Source organism: Streptomyces sp. NPDC050504, from assembly GCF_044458065.1.
In the GTDB taxonomy this organism is placed as follows: domain Bacteria; phylum Actinomycetota; class Actinomycetes; order Streptomycetales; family Streptomycetaceae; genus Streptomyces.
Genome location: NZ_JBITHO010000005.1, coordinates 617940 through 638551, shown reverse-complemented (window position 1 = coordinate 638551; position 20612 = coordinate 617940). Strand labels below are relative to the sequence as shown.

Annotated in this window: 16 protein-coding genes; 9 read left to right on the top strand and 7 right to left on the bottom strand. The window is 73.6% G+C overall.

The annotated features are described in order from the left end of the window. The first annotated feature begins 136 nt into the window (after positions 1 to 136). Positions 137 to 1513, top strand: coding sequence for a PspC domain-containing protein (locus tag ACIBNE_RS21845; protein WP_399273936.1), 1377 nt, complete (start codon positions 137 to 139; stop codon positions 1511 to 1513). Beyond that, on the top strand, positions 1500 to 1760 hold the full coding sequence (locus ACIBNE_RS21840) for a hypothetical protein (RefSeq protein ID WP_399273935.1): 261 nt from the start codon (positions 1500 to 1502) through the stop codon (positions 1758 to 1760). The genes ACIBNE_RS21845 and ACIBNE_RS21840 overlap by 14 nt, the downstream gene beginning before the upstream one ends. On the opposite strand, the gene ACIBNE_RS21835 is transcribed toward ACIBNE_RS21840, so the two are convergent. The 3 genes from ACIBNE_RS21835 to ACIBNE_RS21825 all read right to left on the bottom strand — a co-directional run bounded on the left by ACIBNE_RS21835 (position 1670) and on the right by ACIBNE_RS21825 (position 4428). Then, entirely contained in the window at positions 1670 to 2197 is a 528-nt protein-coding gene (locus ACIBNE_RS21835) for a DoxX family protein (RefSeq protein WP_399273933.1), read from the bottom strand. The two genes, ACIBNE_RS21840 and ACIBNE_RS21835, sit on opposite strands and share 91 nt — an antisense overlap. 185 nt (positions 2198 to 2382) lie before the next feature. Next, entirely contained in the window at positions 2383 to 3228 is an 846-nt protein-coding gene (locus tag ACIBNE_RS21830; protein WP_399273931.1) for a GNAT family N-acetyltransferase, read from the bottom strand. A gap of 159 nt (positions 3229 to 3387) precedes the next feature. Next, positions 3388 to 4428 (bottom strand): NlpC/P60 family protein, encoded by a 1041-nt coding sequence (locus ACIBNE_RS21825; RefSeq protein WP_399274266.1) that lies wholly within the window; start codon positions 4426 to 4428, stop codon positions 3388 to 3390. A 324-nt stretch (positions 4429 to 4752) separates the two neighbouring features. Between ACIBNE_RS21825 and ACIBNE_RS21820 the strand changes: the two genes are divergently transcribed. Together ACIBNE_RS21820 and pcrA are read left to right on the top strand one after the other, a co-directional pair. After that, entirely contained in the window at positions 4753 to 5106 is a 354-nt protein-coding gene (locus ACIBNE_RS21820) for a hypothetical protein (protein ID WP_399273930.1), read from the top strand. Positions 5107 to 5207: 101 nt separating this feature from the next. Next, the gene (gene pcrA / locus ACIBNE_RS21815) at positions 5208 to 7637 is read left to right on the top strand and encodes a DNA helicase PcrA (RefSeq protein ID WP_399273929.1); all 2430 of its coding nucleotides are present in this window, start codon (positions 5208 to 5210) and stop codon (positions 7635 to 7637) included. An 80-nt stretch (positions 7638 to 7717) separates the two neighbouring features. On the opposite strand, the gene ACIBNE_RS21810 is transcribed toward pcrA, so the two are convergent. Further along, positions 7718 to 9061 (bottom strand): M23 family metallopeptidase, encoded by a 1344-nt coding sequence (locus tag ACIBNE_RS21810; RefSeq protein ID WP_399273927.1) that lies wholly within the window; start codon positions 9059 to 9061, stop codon positions 7718 to 7720. A gap of 223 nt (positions 9062 to 9284) precedes the next feature. Continuing rightward, the gene (locus ACIBNE_RS21805; protein ID WP_399273925.1) at positions 9285 to 10187 is read right to left on the bottom strand and encodes an esterase/lipase family protein; all 903 of its coding nucleotides are present in this window, start codon (positions 10185 to 10187) and stop codon (positions 9285 to 9287) included. 362 nt (positions 10188 to 10549) lie between these two features. Here ACIBNE_RS21805 and ACIBNE_RS21800 point away from each other — a divergent pair, with 362 nt between their 5' ends. Then, positions 10550 to 10963 carry a cobalamin B12-binding domain-containing protein gene (locus tag ACIBNE_RS21800; protein ID WP_399273924.1) on the top strand — a complete coding sequence of 138 codons (414 nt, stop codon included), beginning with the start codon at positions 10550 to 10552 and terminating at the stop codon, positions 10961 to 10963. A gap of 299 nt (positions 10964 to 11262) precedes the next feature. On the opposite strand, the gene ACIBNE_RS21795 is transcribed toward ACIBNE_RS21800, so the two are convergent. Next, positions 11263 to 12870: a DUF5691 domain-containing protein gene (locus ACIBNE_RS21795; RefSeq protein ID WP_399273922.1), complete on the bottom strand. Its 1608-nt coding sequence runs from the start codon at positions 12868 to 12870 to the stop codon at positions 11263 to 11265. 87 nt (positions 12871 to 12957) lie between these two features. Continuing rightward, positions 12958 to 14313 carry an SWIM zinc finger family protein gene (locus ACIBNE_RS21790; RefSeq protein WP_399273920.1) on the bottom strand — a complete coding sequence of 452 codons (1356 nt, stop codon included), beginning with the start codon at positions 14311 to 14313 and terminating at the stop codon, positions 12958 to 12960. Positions 14314 to 14440: 127 nt separating this feature from the next. Here ACIBNE_RS21790 and ACIBNE_RS21785 point away from each other — a divergent pair, with 127 nt between their 5' ends. From ACIBNE_RS21785 to sucC, 4 genes are all read left to right on the top strand, one after another. Further along, the gene (locus ACIBNE_RS21785) at positions 14441 to 15556 is read left to right on the top strand and encodes an AAA family ATPase (protein ID WP_399273918.1); all 1116 of its coding nucleotides are present in this window, start codon (positions 14441 to 14443) and stop codon (positions 15554 to 15556) included. Beyond that, positions 15514 to 17892: a DUF5682 family protein gene (locus ACIBNE_RS21780; RefSeq protein ID WP_399274264.1), complete on the top strand. Its 2379-nt coding sequence runs from the start codon at positions 15514 to 15516 to the stop codon at positions 17890 to 17892. The genes ACIBNE_RS21785 and ACIBNE_RS21780 overlap by 43 nt, the downstream gene beginning before the upstream one ends. A 95-nt stretch (positions 17893 to 17987) precedes the next feature. Next, the gene (locus ACIBNE_RS21775) at positions 17988 to 19211 is read left to right on the top strand and encodes a VWA domain-containing protein (RefSeq protein WP_399274262.1); all 1224 of its coding nucleotides are present in this window, start codon (positions 17988 to 17990) and stop codon (positions 19209 to 19211) included. Between the two features lie 208 nt (positions 19212 to 19419). Further along, positions 19420 to 20598, top strand: coding sequence for an ADP-forming succinate--CoA ligase subunit beta (gene sucC, locus ACIBNE_RS21770; protein WP_399273916.1), 1179 nt, complete (start codon positions 19420 to 19422; stop codon positions 20596 to 20598). The last annotated feature ends 14 nt before the right edge of the window (positions 20599 to 20612 follow it).

Sequence of the window (20612 nt, the reverse complement as noted above, 5' to 3'; positions counted from 1 at the left end):
ATCAGGGATCGTCCCGGACAAGACCCTGAGGTGTACCGGGGCACTGTCGCGCCGCGACCCCGCAGGGGCAATATCAGGGTCCGGCCAGGGTCGCTCCTGCTGGCAGCGGGGCCGTGGCGGCGGTCACCATGGAGGCATGACCGAGACCCACGACAGCGTCGGCACGGCCGGCCGCGCCGACGACGGCGCCGCCCCGGCGGATCCGTACGCGCCGAGGCCCGAGGCGCCGAAGCCCGACGGGCCGCAGCCGCGCCTGCTGCGCAGCAGGCGGCAGAAGGTGCTCGGTGGCGTCTGCGGCGGCCTCGGCCGGTTCTTCGACGTCGACCCGGTGATCTTCCGCATCGTGCTGGGCGTGCTGACCGTGACCGGCGGCGTGGGCCTCATCTTCTACGGCTTCGCCTGGCTGCTGCTGCCGCTGGAGGGCGAGGAGGAGAACGAGGGCCGCAGGCTGCTCTCGGGCCGCGTCGACGGCGCGTCGCTGACGGCCGTGCTGCTCGCGCTGATCGGCTGCGGCCTCTTCCTCTCGGTGATGAACAACGGCAGCACGATCGGCTTCACGGTGACGGTGGTCCTCGCGGTCGCGGGCTCCGCCGTGTGGTCCAGGAACCGCAGGGCCGCCACCGCGGCCGACGCCGACCCGCGCGCCTCCGCCGCCGCCCACGCGGTGAAGGTCGCGCCGCCGGAGACCAAGGCTCCGCCGGTGCCCGGCAGCCCCTCGTGGTGGCGGGACCCGATCGTCAAGGACGGCACGACGGGACCGGTGTCGGGCGACGGCTACCTCTGGGGGCCGTCGGCGCTGGCGGACCAGGCGGCGGCGACCCGCATCGGGATGATGCCCGACCGGCCGGGCAGGTCCGCCGCGCCCGACCGGCGGACCCGGGGGCCGCGTTCGATCGGCGGCCTGGTCTTCCTGCTCGCGATGCTGGCGGGCGGTCTCGGCACGGCCCTGTCCTGGCAGGGCGAGCCGCTGGGCACGAGCCTCCAGATCGGGCTCGCCGCCGCCCTCGGCGTCTTCGGCATAGGTCTGGTGGTCGCCTCGTTCCTGGGCCGCACGGGCTTCGGCACGATCCTGATGGTGGTGCTCACGGCCGGGCTGCTCGCCCTGGCGGCGGCGCTGCCGAAGTCGATCACGACCGAGTGGAAGCGCTCGACCTGGACGCCGGCGACGGCCGCGGCGGTCCAGCCGCACTACGAGGTGGGATCAGGGGTCGGGACGCTGGACCTGAGCCGGATCGTCGTCCCCCCGGGCGAGCGGGTGACCACCTCGGTCGACGTGGGGCTCGGACAGCTCAAGGTCGTGGTGCCCAAGGCGGTCACGGTGGAGATCGAGGCCGACGCGGGCGTGGGCGACATCAGCCTCCCCGACGACCCGCCGGGCGACATCGACGTCGCGCCCCAACAGGAGGAGCGGCGGACCATCGAGCCCCCCAAGGGCAGCCCCAGGGGCGGGACCGTCTCGCTGAAGCTGGACGTCGGAGTCGGACAGGTGGAGGTCGACCGTGCTGGTTCATGAGTTCAGGCCGGGCAGGGCCATGATCGGCCTCGCCGCGCTGGGCGTGGCCGGGGCGTTCGCGGGCGACGCGGCGGACGCCTGGCAGACCCCCTGGTACACGGTGGTTCCGGTGATGTGCGGCGGCCTCGGCCTCGCCGCCCTCGCGACCTGGATCGGCTACAGGCTGCGCCGCCGCTCCCTGAGCAGGGCGTCCAGCGAGAGCACCGGGGCGCCCGCGAGCGCCAGGGACAGCCAGCCCATGAGGTAGGGGAGGTCGTTGCCGTAGTAGTAGGGGTCGGCCGACCAGCTCCAGGTCAGCCAGAGCGAGAGGGAGATCAGCGCACCGCCGAGCGCGGCGACCCTGGTGAACAGCCCGACCAGGACGCCGATGCCGACGGCCAGCTCGCCGAGCGCGATGGCGTAGCCGAAGCCCACCGGGCTCTTGAGCGCCAGGTCGACGAGGGCGGGGATCGCCGACGAGTCACGGAGGTCGTGCATCGTCTGGCCGATCGAGCCCACGCCGCTCGCGGACATGAACGCGTCGTCCGTGAGCTTGTCGAGCCCGGCGTAGACGAAGGTCACGCCGAGGAAGACGCGCAGCGGCAGCAGGGCGTACCTGCTCGCCAGCGCCCGCAGGCCGTGCTGCCGGGGCCCGCCGCCCGTGCCGTGGCCGCCGCCCGTTCCGTAGCCGTTGGTGTACGTCATGGTCCGCTCCCGCCTCCGTGGGCCCGCTGTGGGCACGCCCCTGCGCCGCGCCCTTTCATTGAGCCGTCAACCGACGATACGTACGCGGGGGCCGGACGGCTCACCGCGGGGCGGCCCCGGATCGCTCCGGGGCCGCCCGCACGGGGCTCGGGGCCGTGCCCGGGTGGGGTTGGGGTTCCCGGGTGTTACGGCCTGGCGGTGAGCGAGGCGTCCACGCGCTCGCCCGCCCGTACGTAGCCGACGGAGGCGTAGATCCGCTCCGTGTCGGGGTCGGCGGGGTCGAGCCAGAGCGTTTGGTAGCCGCGCGCGAACGCCTCGGCCGTCAGGTGCCGGGTGAGTCCGGCGCCGATGCCGCGGCGGCGGAAGGGCTCCGCGACGGCGATCCCGACCAGCTCGCCGAGCCCGTCGACCGGGGGCGACACGCCTCCGGCCGCCGCGACGGCGCCCTCGGCCAGGGCGAGCGCCGTGACGCCGCCGCGCCCCGGGGCTTCGCGGAGCCAGTCGACCGCGCCCGGCTCGGGCTCGCCGCTGCCGCCGAAGGCGTGGTGCTGGACGCGGGCCGCGTCCAGCACGTCCTCGTCGGAGCGGGGGTCGGCGAAGGAGACGCCGCCGACGTGGCCCGGCGCGGTCAGCGTGCCGGGCGTGCAGACCATCAGCGGGGCCCTGCGGTCGACCGTGAACCCGGCCGCCAGCAGCGCCGGTTCGAGCGCGGGCGCGGCGGCGGGCAGGAACTCCAGGGCGGGGACGCGGTCGAGCCCGCGGAAGGCGTCGACCAGGGCGTCGAGCTCGGCCGGGGTGGGGGCGCAGTCCCGGTCGGGAACGGCGTAGTTGGCCTGCGGGATCGCCCACTCGGGGTGGTGGCGCAGGGTGAAGGGACCGACCCTCAGGTGCCCGGTGGAGCGGCGGGCGAGGTCGCGCACGTAGTCCTGTACGCGGATCTGGAGGTCGGATTCCACGGCGGAGCGGTCCACGGCGGAATGGTCCACGGCGGAGTGGTCCGCGGCGGAGTGGTCCGCGGTGTGGTGGTCCATGGTGAGGTGAAGCCTTTCGGTGGCATGTGAGGTGCTTCAGGCATGCCGCCGACGGTCGTGCTCGGTGCGTCGGCGGCTCCGGATGGTGAGTTCGCCCGCGCTCAATGACCCAACTCCTTTCCTGGGAAGCCCGTTGGGAAGGGACGGTGCCCGGGGAGGCTACGCGACCCGGACCGCCCCGGCAAAGGGCATCTGGTCGATCGGCGCGATCCGCACGGCCGTACCGGGGCGCGGCGCGTGGATCATCCGGCCGCCGCCGATGTAGAGCCCGACGTGGGTGACGCCCGGGTAGAAGAAGATCAGGTCGCCGGGGGCGAGCTCGGCACGGGAGATCCGCCGGCCCGCGTCGATCTGGGTGTACGTGGTGCGCGGCAGCGCCACCCCGGCGGACCGCCAGGCGGCCTGGGTCAGCCCCGAACAGTCGAAGGCGGAGGGCCCGGTGGCGCCCCAGACGTACGGCGAGCCGAGGGCGCCGTGGGCGAAGGCCACGGCCTGCGCGGCCCGGGAACCAGGGGCCCGGAGGGAGCCGCGCGGGGCGGAGCGGTCGGAGCGGACGTCCGCGGCGCCGTCCGCCTCGTAGGCGGCCCGCTGCTCGGCGGTGAGCTGGTCCAGCAGCTCGGACGCGGCGGCGAGCCGGGACCTGATCGCCTTCTTCTGGACCGCGAGGTCGGCCTGCCGCTTCTTCAGCGTGGCCAGCCGGGACTCGGCCTTGGCGCGCAGCTGGGCGATCTCGGCGAGCTGCCTGCGCACGGCGCCGACGGCCGCGGCCTGCCGGTCGCCCGCCCGCTCGGCGAGCGAGGCCCGCTGGAGGTAGTCGTCGGGCCGCGAGGAGAGCACCAGCTGGACGGTGCTGTCCATGGAGCCCGCGCGGTACTGCGCGGCGGCCAGCGAGCCGAGCGCGTTGCGCGCGGAGTTGAGGCGGGCGGTCCTGCGGGCGGCCTCGTCGCGCAGCTCGCCCAGCTGCCGCTGGGCCGCCTTCGCCTGCTCCTTGGTGCCGTTGTACTTCTCGGTGGCGGCCTCCGCCTCCTGGTACAGCCGGTCGACCTTGGCCTTCACCTGGGCGGGGGTGGGGCGGGGCTCGGCGTGGACCGGGCCCTCCAGGGTGGTGGCGGTGGCCGCGCCCGCTATCGCGAGGGTGGCCGCGGTACGGGCGACCGGGCCGGAGAGCGGGCGCTGCTTGGGCCTGCGGTGGGCTGCCACGTCGGCGTCCACGTCCTTCCCTGGCGGCGGCGGACCGCACAGGGGGAGCGGCCCGCCGCCTGCTTCTTCGGCGGTGGTGGCCGACGGCCGCCCCGGACGGGAGCGGCGGTGGGGAGTCGGCCACCTGGGGCAGGACGCTAAACCTGATGGTCACGGGAGAGCGTCGTAATGACCGCTACTGACCGCAAATGCCCCGAAGGCAACCCGGGATGATCATCGGGCTTTCGGGGGTGCACCCGAACCCCGTACGACCGTGACCGAAGCTCCGAAGGTGCCCCACCTCGCCGGAAAGCGGTGATAAGGGGCGGGCTAGGCTCGGGACCCATGGACGTACTGATCAATGCCTTCGTCGCCCTGCACGTCATCGGCATCGCCTCGCTGCTGGGCGGTTTCCTGACCCAGATGAAGGCGATGGGCACGGGGACGGCGCGGTTCACCCCGGCGATGCTGCACGGCGCGCTCACCATGCTGATCACCGGCGCGGTGCTGGTGGGCCTCAACCAGGCCGACGGCAACACCGTGAACAACCTCAAGATCGGCATCAAGATGGCCGTCCTGGTGGTCGTCCTCGGGCTGGTCTACGTCAAGCGGGACGAGGAGGGCGTCGACAAGGGCATGTTCGCCGCGGTCGGCGGGCTGACCACGGCGAACATCTTCATCGCCACCCTGTGGACGTGACGCCGTCGGGGGCGGCCCCGCCGACGGCCGGCCCCCGCTCCCCGTAGCGGAAATCGCGTACGGGCCCGGTTGTCAGTGGGGGCGCCTAGACTCGACAGGCGATGAGTAGCCTCTTTGACGACAGCTTCCTGGCGAACCTCCAGCCCTCCCAGGAGGAGCCGCCCCCGCCCGAGCACGACGCCCCGGACGAGGCCGTTCCGCACGACCTGTTCGAGGGTGCCTTCGACGCGCCCCCCGCGCCCCGGGACGCGTACTACCGGGACGGCGCCCCGCGCCCCGTCGTGGACCCCGCCGCGCTGCTGGACGGGCTGAACGACGAGCAGCGCGCCGCCGTCGTGCACGCGGGCTCCCCGCTGCTCATCGTCGCGGGCGCGGGCTCAGGCAAGACCCGCGTCCTCACCCATCGCATCGCCCACCTGCTGGCGACCCGCGGCGTGCACCCCGGGCAGATCCTCGCGATCACCTTCACCAACAAGGCCGCGGGCGAGATGAAGGAGCGCGTCGAGCAGCTGGTGGGCCCCCGGGCGGGCGCCATGTGGGTCTCGACCTTCCACAGCGCCTGCGTGCGCATCCTGCGCCGCGAGTCCAAGAAGCTCGGCTTCACCTCGTCGTTCTCGATCTACGACGCCGCCGACTCCAAGCGCCTCATGGCCCTCGTCTGCCGCGACCTCGACCTCGACCCGAAGCGCTTCCCGCCGAAGTCCTTCACCGCGAAGATCTCGAACCTCAAGAACGAGCTGATCGACGAGGAGACCTTCGCGGCCCAGGCCGCCGACGGCTTCGAGAAGACGCTCGCCCAGGCGTACTCGATGTACCAGGCGCGGCTGCGCGAGGCCAACGCGCTGGACTTCGACGACATCATCATGACGACGGTCCACCTCCTCCAGGCGTTCCCCGACGTCGCCGAGCACTACCGGCTGCGCTTCAGGCACGTCATGGTCGACGAGTACCAGGACACCAACCACGCCCAGTACACCCTGGTGAAGGAGCTGGTCGGGCCGGGCCCCGGCGCCGCCGAGCTGTGCGTCGTCGGCGACGCCGACCAGTCGATCTACGCCTTCCGCGGCGCGACCATCCGCAACATCCTCCAGTTCGAGGAGGACTACCCGGACGCGACGACGATCCTCCTGGAGCGCAACTACCGCTCCACGCAGACGATCCTCTCCGCCGCCAACGCCGTCATCGAGCGCAACGAGAGCCGCCGCCCCAAGAACCTCTGGACGGACGCGGGAGCCGGCGCGCAGATCACCGGATACGTCGCGGACACCGAGCACGACGAGGCGCAGTTCGTCGCCGACGAGATCGACCGGCTCACCGACGCCGGCGACGCCAAGGCCGGCGACGTCGCGGTCTTCTACCGCACGAACGCCCAGTCCCGCGTCTTCGAAGAGATCTTCATCCGGGTCGGCCTGCCCTACAAGGTCGTCGGCGGCGTCCGCTTCTACGAGCGCAAGGAGGTCCGCGACGTCCTCGCGTACCTGCGCGTGCTCGCCAACCCCGAGGACAACGTCCCGCTGCGCCGCATCCTCAACGTCCCCAAGCGCGGCATCGGCGAGCGCGCCGAGGCGATGATCGACGCCCTCGCGCTGCGCGAGCGGATCACCTTCCCGCAGGCGCTGCGCCGCGTCGACGAGGCGTACGGCATGGCGGCCCGCTCCGCCAACGCCGTGAAGCGGTTCAACACGCTCATGGAGGAGCTGCGGACCATCGTCGAGTCCGGCGCGGGCCCCGCCGTGGTCCTGGAGGCCGTCCTGGAGCGCACCGGATACCTCGCGGAGCTCCAGGCGTCGACCGACCCGCAGGACGAGACCCGCATCGAGAACCTCCAGGAGCTGGCCGCCGTCGCCCTGGAGTTCGAGCAGGAGCGCGGCGAGGAGGAAGGGGCGGGCACGCTCGCCGAGTTCCTGGAGAAGGTCGCCCTCGTCGCGGACTCCGACCAGATCCCCGACGAGGACGAGGAGGGCAACGGCGTCATCACGCTGATGACCCTGCACACCGCCAAGGGCCTCGAATTCCCGGTGGTCTTCCTGACCGGCATGGAGGACGGCGTCTTCCCGCACATGCGCTCGCTGGGGCAGACCAAGGAGCTGGAGGAGGAGCGGCGCCTGGCGTACGTGGGCATCACCCGCGCGCGCGAGCGGCTGTACCTGACGCGCTCCTCGATGCGCAGTGCCTGGGGCCAGCCCTCGTACAACCCCGCGTCGCGCTTCCTGGAGGAGATCCCGGAGCAGTACGTGCAGTGGAAGCGGACCGGCCCGATGGCCGCGCCCGCCGGGCCGACCTCGGGGATCGCCTCCTCCCTGTCGTCCTCGCGCGCCCGCTCGGGCCCCTCGGGCTTCGCCACCCGCCGGACCTCCGACAAGCCGGTGATCACGCTCGTGATCGGTGACCGCGTCACCCACGACCAGTTCGGGCTCGGCACGGTCGTGCAGGTCGAGGGCGCGGGCGACCAGGCGAAGGCGACGATCGACTTCGGCGACGAGCGTCCGAAGAAGCTGCTCCTGCGGTACGCGCCGGTCGAGAAGCTGTAGCCCGTACGGCACGTGCGTGCGGAAGGGCCCGGCTCCGATGGGAGCCGGGCCCTCTTGCCGTGCGTACGGTCCGGCAGGCGTCAGTTGGGGTTCAGGCCGTGCGAGCGGAACCAGGCCGCCGGGTCGATCGGGGCCCCGCCGCCCGGACGCACCTCGAAGTGCAGGTGCGGGCCGGTGGAGTTGCCGGTGCTGCCCGAGTAGCCGATGACGTCGCCCGCCTTGACGCTGCCCGAGCGGATCTTCGTGCTGCCGAGGTGGCAGTACCAGGTCTCGGTGCCGTCCGGCGACGTCACTATGGCCATGTTCCCGTACGCGCTGTTCCACTGCGTACGGACCGTGCCGTCGGTCGCGGCCATCACCGGGACGCCGTAGTCGACCGGGAAGTCGATGCCGGTGTGGACCGACATCCAGTTGATGCCCGCCTGGCCGAAGCTCGCGCTGAGCCCGTGCTGCTTCACCGGCAGCGCGAACTTCGGGCGCAGCGCCTCCTTGCGGGCGGCCTCCGCCTCGCGCTTCTTCTTCTCGGCGGCCTGGCGCGCCTTGAGGTCGATGCGCTCCTGCGTACGGCTGGCCCGGTCGGCGAAGTCGTCGGCGTCGGCGCTGAGGTTGGCGAGCTGGGTGTCCAGCTTGCTGTTGGCGGCGACCGGCTTGACCGAGGCCGGGTCGGCGGCGGCCAGCGTCGTCGTGCTGTCGTTGTTCTTCGCGTCCGCGCTGCCGGTCAGACCGCTCACCGAGGCGGCCGCGATCCCGGCCACGCCCATGACGCAGGCGGAGGGGACGGCGACGGTCAGCAGGGCGGAGCGCTTGACGGGGGTGCGGCGCCGCCCCCGGCCGCGGCCCGCGGCGCGCCCGGCGGGGGCGTGGCCGACGGAGTGGGCGGAGTGCTCGGGCGCCGGGTCGAAGTCGAAGTCGGCGGTGGGCTCGGGCAGGCCGGGGACGTCGATCGCCGCGAACTCGGCGGTGTCGGGGCCGCCGTGCGTGCCAGGGCCGCTGTGAGCGTCGGGGCCGCCGTGCGTGTCTGGGGCGATGACGGCGTGGGCGCCGGTGTCGGCCGGGGAGACGTCGTGCCAGCCGGTGGTGTCGTACGAACCGGTGTCGTAGCCGACCGTGCCGTAGTCGTACGCGGCGTAGGACGCGGGGACCGGGATCTCGCCGGTGTGCGCGCTCGACCCGTCGGCCCACGTCGCGGTGGACCACTGGCCCGTGGAGTCGGGGGACGCGGGCTGGGCCGGGACCCACGCCTCGTACTGCTGCGGGTCGTCCTGCTGGAGCTGCTGCGTGGTGTACGTGTCGTAGCCCACGGTCTGCTGCGCGCCGGTGTCCCACTGGTACTGCTGCCCCGGAAGGGAGCCGAAGAGCGGATCGGGGCCGAAACCGCCTGTGGCGTAACCCTCGTAGTCGGCGTGGGGGGGCTGGTCGTTCACCAACGTCTCTCTCGCCTCGGCAACAGGACTGTGTCTGGTGTCCGGCCCTGCGGCAGGGGGGAACCCAGAGGAAAGCAGTGGGCGCGACTGTACCCGGCGGTATGGGACGACGACAATCTTCAACAGGTTTTCGAGCTTCAGGAAACGGGCATTCAGCCGCCTTTCGGTGGACGGCGGACAGAGCCTTGCCCCTACGTTCGAAACCAGTTCGAATTCAGCGGCGTCAGGCGACCGAGATCGACCCCGTGCCGGGCGCCGCCGCCGGTTCCCGCGACGCGAGGACCTGACGTATGCGCGAGGCGACCGCGGGGTGGACCGGCAGGGCGAGATGGCCGATGCCCGTGACGTGCACGTTCTCCACGAGCAGGTCCGGGTGCTCCACGCGCGCGGTCCCGACGGGCAGCATCACCTGGTCGAGGTCGCTCCAGAAGCTGACGAAGCGGGTGCGGCAGCCGGGCGCGGGGCGGCGCAGTTCCTCGATGACGTCGGAGCCGGGGCGCATCTGACGCACGATGGGGTGCGCGCCCGCCAGGGGCACGACCGCCGTCCCGGCGTGCGGGGTGCCGAGCGTGACGAGCGTACGGACGCGGGCGTCGCCGCCCTGGCGCTGGACGTAGTAACGGGCGATCAGCCCGCCGAGGCTGTGCCCGACGACGTCCACCCGCGGCTGCCCCGTCCTGGCGCAGATCTCCTCGACGTGTCGGCCGAGCAGCTCGGCGGCCGTGCGGATGTCGCAGGTCAGCGGGGAGTAGTTGAGGGACGTGAGGTGACGCCAGCCGTTCCTGGCGAGGGAGCGGCGGAGCAGGACGAAGACCGAGCGGTTGTCGATGAAGCCGTGGAGCAGGACGACGGGCGGGTGCGGCTCGCCGCCGGTGGCCGGCAGGACCGCGTCGGGCGCCGTCGTTCCGGGATTCCCGGTCTCTTCCGGGGCCTGTTCCCCTTTCCCGTCGCCGGACCGCTCGGCGGCGCGGCGCTCCTGGGACATGCCGGAGGGGTAGAGGAACAGATGGCCCGCGAGGATCGCGAGTTCGAGGGCGGTGGCCCGCAGCAGCGCGGACGAGACCTGGATGCGGCGCAGCCGGAGGCAGGTCGGAAGCGGAAAGAGGAAGAAGGGCAGGGCCCCCATTGGCCGACCTCCCGGGCGACGGCACGCGGGGAGGCGGCTCCGGCCCCCGTGTACCTCATCAGTGGGGAGGGCGCCGGAGGGTGGTGCGGTTTCCCGTTCCGGGTACGGACTCGGCGACGGGTCCGGTGCGGTGCGGGCCCGTGAACGGCCGTACCACCGTGCCGCGCGGCTGACGGCACGGTGGTACGGCGACCTCTTGCGGCTCCCCTTTGTGACCGGGCCCGTTCGCGACCTGTGAGTCGGCCGGGACGGGTACGGTGCACAGCGAACATGTCCCACGTGTGATTTCCCCCTCCCCGTCCACCGCGAAACGACCGGTTGCGGGATGCTGTAGATAACGTTCGTTCACTGTGGAGGCACAGATGGGTGTGGTTGGACCGATCCGCGTGGTGGTGGCCAAGCCGGGTCTCGACGGGCACGATCGCGGGGCCAAGGTGATCGCGCGGGCGCTGCGGGACGCCGGTATGGAGGTCATCTACACGGGCCTCCACCAGACGCCCGAGCAGATCGTGGACACCGCGATCCAGGAGGACGCGGACGCGATCGGGCTCTCGATCCTGTCCGGCGCGCACAACACCCTCTTCGCCAAGGTCCTGGAGCTGTTGAAGGAGCGCGAGGCGGAGGACATCAAGGTGTTCGGGGGCGGGATTATTCCGGAGGCGGACATCGAGCCGCTGAAGGAGAAGGGGGTGGCCGCGATCTTCACTCCCGGGGCCACCACCACGTCCATCGTCGAGTGGGTCAACGCGAACGTGCGGCAGCCCGCGGCGAGTTGAGCGGTACGGGGGTGCGGGGCCCCGTTGCCCGGGGCGGCCCCGTTCGGCGCGGATGCGCCCCTTCGGGGGCGCGGGCACTTTGCGGGGGCCCGCACCTCGCGGGGGTCGCGTTTCGCGAGGGCCCGCACTCCGCGAGGCCCGCACCTCGCAGGGGCCGCGTATCGCGGGGGCCTGCATCTCGCGAGGCCCGTATCCCGCAGGGGCCCGTATCCCGCAGGGGCCGCGTCTCGCGAGGGCCCACACCTTGCGCGAGGCCCGCACCCCGCAGGGGCCCGTACTCCGCGAGGCGCGCGCCCCCGTTACCCGGACAGCTCCTCCTCCATCCGTGCACGCAGTTGCAGCGTCGCCACCAGCCTCTGGAACGCCTCCGCCCAGTAGCTCCCCGCCCCCGGCGACGCGTTCTCCGCCTCGTCGGGCACCGCCGTCAGCGACTCCAGGCGCCCCGCCTCCCCGGGGTCCAGGCACCTCTCCGCCAGGCCCATCACCCCGCTGAAGCTCCAGGGGTAACTCCCGGCGTCCCGCGCGATGTCGAGCGCGTCGACCACCGACCGGCCCAGCGGCTCCGTCCACGGCACCTCGCAGACGCCCAGCAGCTGGAACGCGTCCGCCAGGCCGTGCGCCGCTATGAACGCGGCCACCCAGCCCGCGCGTCCCTCGGCGGGCAGCGTCGACAGGAGCCGGGCGCGCTCCGCGAGCGACGCGGTCCCGGGTCCGGCGGCGGGCGGTGCGGACGGGGCGCCGAGCAGGGCCAGGGACCACTCGGGGTTCCGCTGGAGCACCGCCGCCCTGCACCAGGCCGCGTGCAGCTCCTCGCCCCACCCGTCGGCGACGGGCAGCGCGACGACCTCGGCCGCGGTGCGCCCGCCCAGCCGGGCGGTCCACGTGGCGAGCGGCGTCGCCTCCACCAACTGGCCCAGCCACCACGACCGTTCGCCCCGTCCGGCGGGCGGCACCGGCACGACCCCGTCGCGCTCCATGCCCGCGTCGCACGCGTGCGGCGCCTCCACGGCGACGGTCGGCGCCTTCGCCCCCGTACGGTCCAGGCTCACGCAGGACGTCGCGCGGTCCGCCATCCGCGCGGCGAGGGCGGAGCCGGGCAGCGCGGAGAGCAGCTCGGCGGCCGTCGCCCTGACGTTGCGGCTGCGGTCGGCGAGCGCCGCTTCCAGGAAGGGCTCGTCCGCCCCGGACAGACCCGCGCGCAACGAGTCCAGGAACATCAGCCGGTCCTCCGCACGCTCCGTCGTCCAGGTCGAGGAGAGCAGGGCCAGCGCCGCGTCCGGATCCTGCGTCCGCACTGCGGTGAGGAGCGCCACCCGTTCCGCGAACAGCCCCTCCGACCAGAGCAGTCGGGTGGCCTCCGCGTCGTCCGGGTCGGGCAGCGCCGAGCCGGACGCGCCGCCGCGCAGCGCGAACTTCCATTCGGGGTTGAGCCGTGCCAGCCACAGGCCGCGCGGCCCGGCGAACGCCACCGCCTGCGGGCGCAGGTCCGTGCGCGCCCGCGCCGCGTCGAGCAGCGCGGGCAGTGCGTCGGCGGGGGCCCGGAAGCCCTTCGCGTTGGCGGCGGCCAGCCACTGCGGGAGCAGTTCGGTGAGGTCGGGCGCCGTCCCCCGGCGGCCGCCCGAGCCCGCCGGGGCCGCCCGCCCGGCCAGCAGGTGGACCAGTCTGCGCCGGGCGGCCTCGGGCAGCGGCGGCCTCGGGTCGCGCGGCGCGCTCTCCGGGAGTGCGGGCGCGGGCGCGGGCAGCAGGCCCGCCCTGCGCCGCAGGGTCTGCATCGCTGCCGCGTCCAGCAGTTCGGCCGGGGACCCGGCGCCCGTCCTGCGGTCGGTGCCGAGCAGCGCGGACGTGACCAGCTCCTCCCAGGACGCGGTCGCGCCGGTGTCCGCGTCAGCGGTTGTCGTGGGCGTCATGGTGCGGTCTCTCCCTTCCGTCGTGCGCGTCGTCCATGAGTCGGAGTCGTGCGCGTCGCGCGCGTCGTCCGTGAGTCGTGCGGTGGGTCATGCGGTGAGGGGGACGAGCTCCGGCGCGTCCCGCGCCCAGGCCGCGAGCGGCACCACGCCTCGGTGCCCGCACTCGCCGAACACCGTCACCGGGCCCCCGCCGGAGAGTGCCGCGAGCTTCCACAGGCCCGGTCTGGAGAGCGGGGTGGACACGACCGGCAGCGCCGTGCCGCCCGCCGCGTCGGCCAGCTGCCAACTGCCGTCCGCACCCGGCACGGGAACCACGTCGGACAGCGTCACCGGCCAGGAGTCCAGCCAGGGATCGTCGCGCAGCGCGGCGCCGTACGAGACGAGGGCGGCCCCCGTCGAGCCGCCGGGCGGCGGCCCGCCCACCGGGGCGGCGGCGCCGAACCGCTCGCCCAGCTCGGCCCTGAGCTGCCCCGCCCCGCCGTACGGCACGAGCTCCGCGCTCAGCTCGGCGCCCACCGGCAGCGCCAGCTCGGGCGGGCGCCCGGCGGGGCCGAAGGAGAGGACCAGCGCGGTGCGCCCCGATTCCCTGCCGTACAGCCATATGCGGCGGTTGGTGTGCATGCCGTCCTTGACGTCGTACTGCGCGAGGACCAGCCACCCGTCCCGGACCGGCGGGCCCTCGGCCGGCGCCGTGAGCCCGACGCGCGTGCGGACCGTCGCCGCCAGCGGCGCGGGCAGCCGCTCGCGCCCCAGCCACGCCCGGTCGAGCAGGTGCAGCAGCGCGCACTCCTCCAGGAGCCGTACGGGCCAGCCGGGGCCCGAGCCCGGTATCGCCCCCAACTCCCGCACCCTGCGGCCCAGTCCCGGGGCCTGCGCGTCGACCATGCGGGCCGCCGTCTCCTCCCAGAGGCCGTACCCCGCCTGCTCCGCTGCGGCCAGCCCGCCGCGCAGCAGATCGGCCAGCCGCTGCTCCAACTCCGTCGCGCCCGCGCTGATCCGCTCCGCGCGCCGCTCGGCCCGCACCCTGGCAGCCTCGGGATCGGCGGCCTTGGCGGCCCGCCCGCCGCCCCCGTCCCCCGCCTCCGCGCGCTCGGTGCGCCGCGCGCGGGCCGAGAGCCACTCGTCGGCCCAGTCGGGCACCTCCGCCCCGCCCACCGCCCGCTCGTCGGACGCCCAGAGCAGCAGCAGCCCCAGCGCGTGCTTGCACGGGAACTTCCGGCTCGGACAACTGCACTTGTAGGCCGGGCCCGTCGTGTCCACGACCGTCTGGTACGGCTTGCTTCCGCTGCCCTTGCACAGGCCCCACACGGCGCCCGCGTCCGTGCAGCCCGCACCCGACCACGGGCCCGCCGCGCCCAGTTTGCTTCCCGCTCTGCGTGACGCGTTGTCAGGAGCCAGGGCCAGCACCTGTTCCGCCGTCCAGCGCACCCCCTGCTGATTCATGGGAACGACGCTAGACGCGACCACTGACAATCGCTCTGACCTGCGAAGACGTTGGTGGCAAGGGTGACTGTCAGTGCCATGGTGCACGGTGGGAACCACATCCGGTCGACGATCTGGAGGGGGATCCATGACTGCGTCCACAACCGTTTCCCAGGCTGCTTCCGAAGCCGTCCTGCGGCCGCACGCCGAAGACGCCTTCGCCGACGAACTCAAGGCGCTCGCCGCGGCCGACGACCGGCCGCGCCCCGCCCGCTGGCTGCTCTCGCCGTGGGCCGTCGCCACGTACCTCCTCGGCGGGACGCTGCCCGACGGCACGGTCATCACCCCGAAGTACGTGGGGCCGCGCCGCATCGTCGAGGTCGCCGTCACCACGCTCGCCACCGACCGCGCCCTGCTCCTCCTCGGCGTGCCGGGCACCGCCAAGACCTGGGTGTCGGAGCACCTGGCGGCGGCCGTGAGCGGCGACTCGACGCTGCTGGTCCAGGGCACGGCCGGCACGCCCGAAGAGGCCATCCGGTACGGGTGGAACTACGCGCGGCTGCTCGCCCACGGCCCCAGCAGGGAAGCGCTCGTGCCCAGCCCCGTCATGCGCGCCATGTCCGACGGCATGACCGCGCGCGTCGAGGAGCTGACCCGCATCCCGGCCGACGTGCAGGACACGCTCATCACGATCCTGTCCGAGAAGACCCTGCCCGTGCCCGAGCTGGGCCAGGAGGTGCAGGCCGTGCGCGGCTTCAACCTCATCGCCACCGCCAACGACCGCGACCGCGGGGTCAACGACCTCTCCAGCGCGCTGCGCCGCAGGTTCAACACGGTGGTCCTGCCGCTGCCCGCGACGCCCGAGGCCGAGGTCGACATCGTGGCCCGCCGCGTCGACCAGCTGGGCCGCTCCCTCGAACTGCCCGCGGCGCCCGAGGGGATGGACGAGATCCGCCGCGTCGTCACCGTCTTCCGCGAGCTACGCGACGGCGTGACGGCGGACGGCAGGACCAAGGTGAAGACCCCGTCGGGGACGCTCTCCACGGCGGAGGCCATCTCGGTCGTCACCAACGGCCTCGCGCTGGCCGCGCACTTCGGCGACGGCGTGCTGCGCCCCGGCGACGTCGCGGCGGGCATCCTCGGCGCCGTCGTCCGCGACCCCGCCGCCGACCGGGTGATCTGGCAGGAGTACCTGGAGACGGTGGTCAGGGAGCGGGACGGCTGGAAGGACTTCTACCGCGCCTGCCGCGAGGTGAGCGCGTGAGCGGCCCGCTGCTGCTCGGGGTCCGGCACCACGGGCCCGGCTCCGCGCGGGCGGTGCTGGCCGCGCTGGACGGGGCCCGGCCGGACGCCGTGCTGATCGAGGGCCCGCCCGAGGCCGACGCGCTGCTGCCGCTCGCCGCGGACGAGGGGATGCGGCCGCCGGTGGCGCTGCTGGCGCACGCCGTGGACGACCCGGGCCGGGCGGCGTTCTGGCCGCTGGCCGAGTTCTCGCCGGAGTGGGTCGCGATCCGCTGGGCGCTGGCGGCGGGCGTCCCGGTGCGTTTCATCGACCTGCCCGCCACGCACTCGCTCGCGGAGCGGGTCGGGGAGGGGCCGAAAGACCTTGAAGAGGGGGGAGAGGGGGAAGAGGGGAAGCAGGGGGAGGAGGGGGAGGACGGGCCGCCGTCCGCGCGGGTCGACCCCATCGCGGTGCTCGCCGGGACCGCCGGGTACGACGACCCCGAGCGCTGGTGGGAGGACGTCGTCGAACACCGCGGCGGCGGAGGGGACTTCGACGCCGGGGCGGCGTTCGCCGCGCTCGCCGAAGCCATGGGCGCGCTCCGCGAGGAGTACGGCGCCGGGGGCCACGCCCGCGACCTGGTGCGCGAGGCGTACATGCGGCTCCAGCTGAGGGCCGCGGCCAAGGAGTTCGGGGCCGACCGGGTCGCCGTGGTGTGCGGGGCGTGGCACGTCCCGGCGCTCGCCGCGAAGACCACGGTCACCGCCGACCGCGCGCTCCTCAAGGGACTGCCCAAGGTCAAGACGGACGTGACCTGGGTGCCCTGGACGCACCGCAGGCTCGCCCGGCACAGCGGCTACGGCGCGGGCATCGAGGCGCCCGGCTGGTACGCCCACCTCTTCGCCGCCCCCGACCGGCCCGTCGAGCGCTGGCTGACCAAGGTCGCCGGGCTGCTGCGGGACGAGGGCGTGCCGGTCTCGTCGGCGCACGTGATCGAGGCCGTACGGCTCGCCGACACGCTGGCCGCCATGCGCGGGCGCCCGCTCGCCGGGCTCACCGAGACGATCGACGCGGTGCGGGCCGTCATGTGCGAGGGCTCCGACGTGCCGCTCGGGCTCGTCAGGGACCGGCTGATCGTCGGTGACCTGCTCGGCGAGGTCCCCGACAGCGCGCCCGCCGTGCCGCTCCAGCGGGACCTCGTGCGCGCCCAGCGTTCGCTGCGCCTCAAGCCGGAGGCGCTGGAGCGGGAGCTGGAGCTGGACCTGCGCAAGGAGACCGACGCGGCGCGCAGCCGCCTGCTGCACCGGCTGCGGCTGCTGTCGGTGGACTGGGGCGAGCCCGCGGCGGGCCGCGGTTCCACCGGCACGTTCCGGGAGACCTGGCGGCTGCGCTGGGAGCCCGAGCTGTACGTACGGGTGGCCGAGGCGGGCGTGTGGGGGACGACCGTGGAGTCGGCGGCCGTGGCCAAGGCCGAGTCCGACGCGGTGGCGGCGACCGCGCTCGCCGACGTCACGGGGCTCGCCGAGCAGTGCCTGCTCGGCGGGCTCACCGACGCGCTGCCCGTCGTGATGCGGGCGCTCGCCGACCGGGCCGCGCTCGACACGGACGTCGGGCACCTGGCGCAGGCCCTGCCCGCCCTGGCCCGCTCCCTGCGGTACGGGGACGTGCGGGCGACGGACACGGCCGCGCTCGCCGAGGTCGCCGCGGGACTCGCGGAGCGGATCTGCGTCGGCCTCCCGCCCGCCTGCACGGGGCTCGACGGGGACGCGGCCGACGAGATGCGCCACCACGTGGACGGGGTGCAGGGCGTGCTGGGCCTGCTCGAATCACCCGATCTGGTGGACCGCTGGAGCGGGGTGCTGCGCAAGCTCGCGCTGCGCGATTCGGTGCCCGGGGTCATCCGGGGGCGTGCGACCAGGCTGCTGCTCGACGACGGGCGGCTGGCCGCCGACGAGTCGGGGCGGCTCATGGGCCTGGCGCTCTCGCCCGCGAGCGCGCCCGCCGACGCGGCGGCGTGGATCGAGGGGTTCGTCGGCGGGGCGTCCGGCGGCGGCATGCTCCTGGTCCACGACGAGCGGCTGCTCGGGCTGGTGGACGCGTGGCTGACCGGCGTTCCGGCGGAGGCGTTCACCGATGTGCTGCCCCTGCTGCGGCGCACCTTCTCCGCGTACGAACCGGGAGTGCGGCGCACCCTGGGCGAGCTCGTCCGGCGTGGACCGACCGCCGGGGGGCGGCCGGTCCACGCCGAGGCGGGGACACCGGGCTTCGGCCCCGGGCTCGACGAGGAACGGGCGGACGCGGTGGCGCCGCTGGTACGGCTGCTGCTGGGCGGCGGAGGAGAAGGCGCGGGCGACGGGCCTGTGGGGGTGGCGAGTTGAGCACGTCAGGAGATGCGGACGGTACCCGCATGACGAACGGTGCCCGCGTGACGAACGGTGTCGGCGTGACGGACAGGTCGATGGACGGAGGCGCCATGGACGGGGCGGTGGACGGTGCGGTGGACGGAGGTGTCGCGGGCGGTCCGGGGAAGGGGAGCGCCGCGGGCGGTCCGGGGGAGCGGCTCCGGCGGTGGCGGCTGGTGCTCGGCGGGGAGGCCGCGGACGGCACGGGGTACGCGCTGTCGGGGCGGGACGCCGCCATGGACGGGGCGCTCGCCTCGCTCTACGGCGCGGGGCCCGGCGGGCGCGGCAAGCGGGACAGGAGCGGTGACCGGTCGGCCGGACTCGGTGCCTCCGCGCCCTCGGTCGCCCGCTGGCTCGGGGACATCAGGACGTACTTCCCCAGCTCCGTCGTCCAGGTCATGCAGCGGGACGCGATCGACCGGCTGGGCCTGTCCGCGCTGCTGCTTGAGCCGGAGATGCTGGAGGCGGTCGAGGCGGACGTCCACCTCGTCGGGACGCTGCTCTCGCTGAACAGGGCGATGCCGGAGGAGACGAAGGAGACCGCGCGGGCCGTGGTGCGCAAGGTGGTGGAGGACCTGGAGAAGCGGCTGGCCACGCGGACGAAGGCGACGCTGACGGGCGCGCTCGACCGGTCCGCGCGGATCAGCAGGCCGCGTCACCGCGACATCGACTGGGACCGCACCATCCGGGCGAACCTCAAGAACTACCTGCCCGAGCACGGCACGGTCGTGCCCGAGCGGCTGGTCGGCTACGGGCGGGCCTCGCAGGCCGTGAAGAAGGACGTGGTGCTCTGCATCGACCAGTCGGGGTCGATGGCGGCGTCCGTGGTGTACGCGTCGGTGTTCGGAGCGGTGCTGGCGTCCATGCGGGCGATACGGACCCGGCTCGTGGTCTTCGACACGGCGGTCGTCGACCTGACCGACCAGCTCGACGATCCGGTGGACGTGCTGTTCGGCACGCAGCTGGGCGGCGGGACGGACATCAACCGGGCGCTGGCGTACTGCCAGTCGCAGATCACCCGACCGGCCGAAACCGTGGTCGTGCTGATCAGCGACCTCTACGAGGGCGGGATCAGGGACGAGATGCTGAAGCGGGTCGCGGCGATGAAGGGGGCGGGGGTGCAGTTCGTGGCGCTGCTGGCGCTGTCCGACGAGGGGGCGCCGGCGTACGACAGGGAGCACGCGGCGGCGCTGGCGGCGCTGGGGGCGCCGGCGTTCGCCTGCACGCCCGATCTGTTTCCCGAGGTGATGGCCGCGGCGCTGGAGAAGCGGCCGCTGCCCGTGCCGGAGGCGTAGGGACCGGGCTGTCTGTGATGGGTATCACCGCTCTGGTGTGATCTGCGATTTAGGGTCGCACCGTCCACGGGGATAACCTGCAAGACGGACATGCCGCGTACCGGACACCGTGTACGCCTCCCTCAGTGACAGCGCCGTCACGTTGCCCTTCGCGGCACGCCCACGCAGACAACGCAACCGCGATACCACTGAAAAGGGACGGACGCGCGTGGACCTGTTCGAGTACCAGGCGAGGGACCTCTTCGCCAAGCACGGTGTACCGGTGCTGGCCGGTGAAGTCATCGACACGCCTGAGGCAGCCCGCGAGGCGACCGAGCGGCTGGGCGGCAAGTCCGTCGTCAAGGCGCAGGTGAAGGTCGGCGGCCGCGGCAAGGCCGGCGGCGTCAAGCTGGCCGCCGACGCCGACGAGGCGGTCGCCCGTGCGACCGACATCCTCGGCATGGACATCAAGGGCCACACGGTCCACAAGGTGATGATCGCCGAGCTGTCCCCCGAGATCGAGGCTGAGTACTACGTCTCGTACCTCCTGGACCGCACCAACCGCACCTTCCTCGCCATGGCGTCGGTGCAGGGCGGCATGGACATCGAGGAGGTCGCGGAGAAGACCCCCGAGGCCCTCGCGAAGGTCCCGGTCAACGCCGTCGACGGCGTCGACATCGAGAAGGCCCGCGAGATCGTGGCCCTGGCGAAGTTCCCGGCCGACGTGGCCGAGGGCGTCGCCGAGGCGCTGGTGACCCTGTGGGACACCTTCGTCGCCGAGGACGCGCTCCTCGTCGAGGTGAACCCGCTGGTCAAGACCAAGGACGGCCGCATCCTGGCGCTGGACGGCAAGGTGTCCCTGGACGCCAACGCCGACTTCCGCCAGCCGGAGCACGAGGCCCTGGAGGACAAGGACGCGGCTGACCCGCTCGAAGCCGCGGCCAAGGCCAAGGGCCTGAACTACGTCAAGCTCGAAGGCGAGGTCGGCATCATCGGTAACGGTGCCGGTCTGGTCATGTCGACGCTGGACGTCGTCGCGTACGCCGGTGAGAACCACGGCGGCGTGAAGCCCGCCAACTTCCTCGACATCGGCGGCGGCGCCTCCGCCGAGGTCATGGCGAACGGCCTGGAGATCATCCTGGGCGACCCGGACGTCAAGTCCGTGTTCGTCAACGTCTTCGGTGGCATCACCGCCTGCGACGAGGTCGCCAACGGCATCGTGCAGGCCCTGGAGCTGCTGGCCTCCAAGGGCGAGAAGGTCGAGAAGCCGCTGGTCGTGCGCCTCGACGGCAACAACGCGGAGCTGGGTCGCAAGATCCTGTCGGACGCCAACCACCCGCTGGTCCAGCGCGTGGACACCATGGACGGCGCGGCCGACAAGGCCGCCGAGCTCGCGGCTGCGAAGTAAGGGACGAGGGAAAG